Origin of the sequence: Mesorhizobium sp. KR2-14, assembly GCF_040049255.1 — a bacterium.
Lineage (GTDB): Bacteria > Pseudomonadota > Alphaproteobacteria > Rhizobiales > Rhizobiaceae > Pseudaminobacter.
The window spans coordinates 1-3,258 of record NZ_JBDZDR010000022.1 but is presented as its reverse complement, the minus strand read 5'-3'; the positions used below and the strand labels follow the sequence as shown (position 1 = coordinate 3,258).

General features: G+C 72.3%; 3 protein-coding genes and 1 pseudogene. All 4 read right to left on the bottom strand.

The window, feature by feature from the left end; all coding sequences use genetic code 11:
* A pseudogene (locus ABLE86_RS22765) lies at positions 1 to 205 on the bottom strand (chemotaxis protein); the annotation flags it as partial.
* Positions 202 to 666, bottom strand: a complete 465-nt coding sequence (locus tag ABLE86_RS22760; protein ID WP_348781275.1) for a chemotaxis protein CheW — start codon at positions 664 to 666, stop codon at positions 202 to 204. The gene ABLE86_RS22760 and the pseudogene ABLE86_RS22765, both read right to left, overlap by 4 nt.
* Positions 667 to 670: 4 nt before the next feature.
* The gene (locus ABLE86_RS22755; protein WP_348781274.1) at positions 671 to 2,893 is read right to left on the bottom strand and encodes a chemotaxis protein CheA; all 2,223 of its coding nucleotides are present in this window, start codon (positions 2,891 to 2,893) and stop codon (positions 671 to 673) included.
* 18 nt (positions 2,894 to 2,911) lie between these two features.
* A partial coding sequence (locus ABLE86_RS22750; protein ID WP_348781273.1) for a response regulator occupies positions 2,912 to 3,258 on the bottom strand: 347 nt, incomplete at its 5' end.

Sequence of the window (3,258 nt, the reverse complement as noted above, 5' to 3'; positions counted from 1 at the left end):
CGGCAAAGCTCGCCAGCCCGAGCGCGCGCAGGCGCTTGGACAGGCGCGAATAGACCAGCGCCGCCTTGGCCTCGGTGAGGTGGATGCCGGCGTCGGCCTTCAGCATCGCCGCGATCTGGCGCAAATCCTCGCCGGTGAGGGCGAACTCGCCCTCGACCAGGCGCGGCGCGCGGCGCGGCCGGGCGGGTGCGGTCGTGTCGGTCATGCCGCGATCGGGTCGACGGCCTGCAGCACGTTGTCGAGCGCGATCAGGCTGATCATGCGGCCCTCGATCGCCAGCACGCCGCGCACGAAGGTGCGGGCCATCTCGGAGGCGACGTCGGGCGTGGGCTGGATGGCGTCGTCGGTCACCGACAGGATGTCGGAGACGGCGTCGACCAAAAGCCCGACGACGCGGTCGTCGACCTGCACCACCATGATGACGTGGCGCACCGTCGGCTCCGGCGGCGTGAAGCCGAGCCGGGCGGCGAGGTCGACGATCGGCAGCACCGCGCCGCGCAGGTTGATGACGCCGCGCACGAAGGGCGGCGCCTTGGGCAAGACGGTGGCCGGGGCCCAGCCGCGGATCTCGCGCACCGACATGATGTCGACGCAGAACTCCTGCGCGCCGATGCGGAAGGCGATCAGCTCGCGGCTTGTGGTGTCGTGTCTGGCGGTCTCGGTCATGGCGTCATCCTGCTTCGGCGAGAACGGGGTCGGGGCTGGGCATGTCGGCCTGCGAGCTGGCGATCACGGCGTCGACATCGATGATCAGGGCGACGCGGCCGTCGCCGAGGATGGTGGCGGCGGCGATGCCGGGCACGGCGCCGTAGTTGGATTCCAGGCTCTTGATCACCACCTGGCGCTGGCCCTGGATGGTGTCGACCAGGAGCGCGCTGCGGCGGCCGCCCTCGGTCTCGACCAGGATCGCCACCCCGCTCAGCGGGTCGGTGGCCTGGGCGCGGAAGCCGAGCTCGCGGCCGATGTCGATGAGCGGCGTGAAGGCGTCGCGCACCGCGATCACCCGGGCGGCGCCGCCGAGCCCGTGCACGTCGGCGGCCTTGGGCTGCAGGGTCTCGATGATGGCGGTCAACGGCACCACCAGCGTCTGCCCGGCCACGGTGACCACCATGCCGTCGAGCACCGCCAGCGTCAGCGGCAGGCTCAGCGTGAAGGTCGAGCCGCGGCCCGGCCGCGAGGCGATCGACAGCCGCCCGCCGAGCGCCTGGATCGAGCGCTTGACCACGTCCATGCCCACCCCGCGGCCGGAGATGTTGGAGACCTCGGTCGCGGTCGAGAAGCCGGGCAGGAAGATCAAATTGTCGACCTCGTCGTCCGACAGCACCGCGTCGGCGGCGATCAGTCCCTTGTCGACGGCGAGCTGCTTGACCTTGGCCCGGTTGATGCCGGCGCCGTCGTCGGCGACCTCGATGACGATGCGGCCCGAGCGGTGCATGGCCGACAGCCGCACCAGCCCCTCGGCCGGCTTGCCGGCGGCGAGCCGCTGATCGGGCGTCTCCAGCCCGTGGTCGATGGCGTTGCGGATCATGTGGGTGAGCGGGTCGTTGAGCCGGTCGATCACCGTCTTGTCGACCTCGGTGCCCTCGCCCTCGGTGACCAGCCGCACCTGCTTGCCGGTCAGGCCGGCGACCTCGCGCACCAGGCGCGGCATGCGCTGGAACACCGACTTCACCGCCTGGGCGCGGATGGCCATGACGCAGTCCTGGATCTCGCGCGTCAGCTGCTCGAGCTCGTCGAGCCCGATCACCACCGCCGAGCCGGGGGCGTGGCCGGCCTCGATGACGCGCTGCGACAGCATCGCCTGGTTGATGACCAGCTCGCCGACCAGGTCGATCAGCCGGTCGACGCGCTCGAGGTCGGCGCGGATGGTCTGCGGCGCGGCGTTTGCGGCCGTCTCGGCGCGGGCGGCCCCGGCCTTGGGCGCCGGCGCCGGCTGTTCGGCGGTCGGTTCTGGCGTTGCGGCGGGTTCGGCCGCCGCCTCAGGCTCCCCCGGCGCCGGCTCCGCCGCCGCCTCCTCCCGGATCGAGCGCAGCAGCGCGTCGATGTCGAACGCACCGCCCGCGGCATCTTCGGCCCCGTCGTCGGCCGCGTCGTCGGCCGCGATCTCCAGCTCGCAGTCCCATTCGACGAACTCGAACGCCTCGCGGATCGCCGCCTCGCCCTTGTCGGTCTCGAGCTTGAGCGTCCAGTCGAGATAGGCGCCCTCCGGGTCGAGCGCGTCGAGCAGCGGCACGGCGCTCGCGTCGCAGCTCGCCTCCAGGCGCCCGAGCCGCTCCAGCTCGCGCAGCACCAGCGCCGCCTCGTTGCCCTTGGCGTAGAGCTCCGGCCGCGGCTTGAAGCGGATGGTGTAGGCGCGCGCGGCCGGCCCGACGTCGGAAAGGTCGTCGGCCCCGTCGGCGGAAAGATCGGCGGAAAGAGCGGCGCCGAAGTCGAGCGCCACCCGCACCGGCTGGAACACCAGCCCGTCCATGTCGTCGCCGGCATCGCTGTCTGGCGCCGGCAGGGCCGCGCCGGGCCCGAGGCCGTTCAGCTCGGCGACCAGCACTTCGGCGCGGTCGGGCGCGACTTGGCCGCCGTCGCGGGCCGCCGCCACCAGGTCGGCCAAGAGGTCGGCGGCGCGCAGCAGGATGGCGAGCACCTCGGGGCCTGCGGCCAGCGTGCCCGAGCGCAGCTGGTCGAGCGCGGTCTCGAAGACATGCGCGAAGGCGACCAGCTCGTCGAGGCTGAAGGCGCCGGCGCCGCCCTTGATCGAGTGCACGGCGCGGAACACCGCATTGACGGTGTCGGGCTCGGCCTCGTCGCGCTCGATCGCCAGCAGCCCGGCCTCGAGCTCGGAAAGCTGCTCCTCGCATTCCTGGAAGAAGGTCTGCTTGATGGTTGCCATTGCGTCCACGGCGGGGTCCTCGTCGGTTCAGGCCGCCACGCGGCGGATGGCGTCGATCAGCTTGGCCGGGTCGAAGGGCTTGACGATCCAGCCGGTCGCCCCGGCGCGCCGCGCCCGGTCCTTCTTGGCCGCGTCGCTCTCGGTGGTCAGAACCAGGATCGGGATGCCGCGCCAGGCGGCGTCGGCGCGCACCTTCTCGATGAAGCCGAAGCCGTCGAGCCGCGGCATGTTGATGTCGGTGACGATCACCCGCGGCGTCTCGGCGGCCAGCACCTCCAGCCCGTGCAGCCCGTCCTCGGCCTGCACCACCCGGTAGCCGGCCTCGACCAGCGCCAGCTTCAGCATGTCGCGCATGGTGCGCGAATCGTCGACGG

What these genes read in the sequence shown, in the direction of transcription:
- ABLE86_RS22760 (WP_348781275.1), bottom strand. Translation starts at nt 666, where the DNA reads ATGACCGAGACCGCCAGACACGACACCACAAGCCGCGAGCTGATCGCC.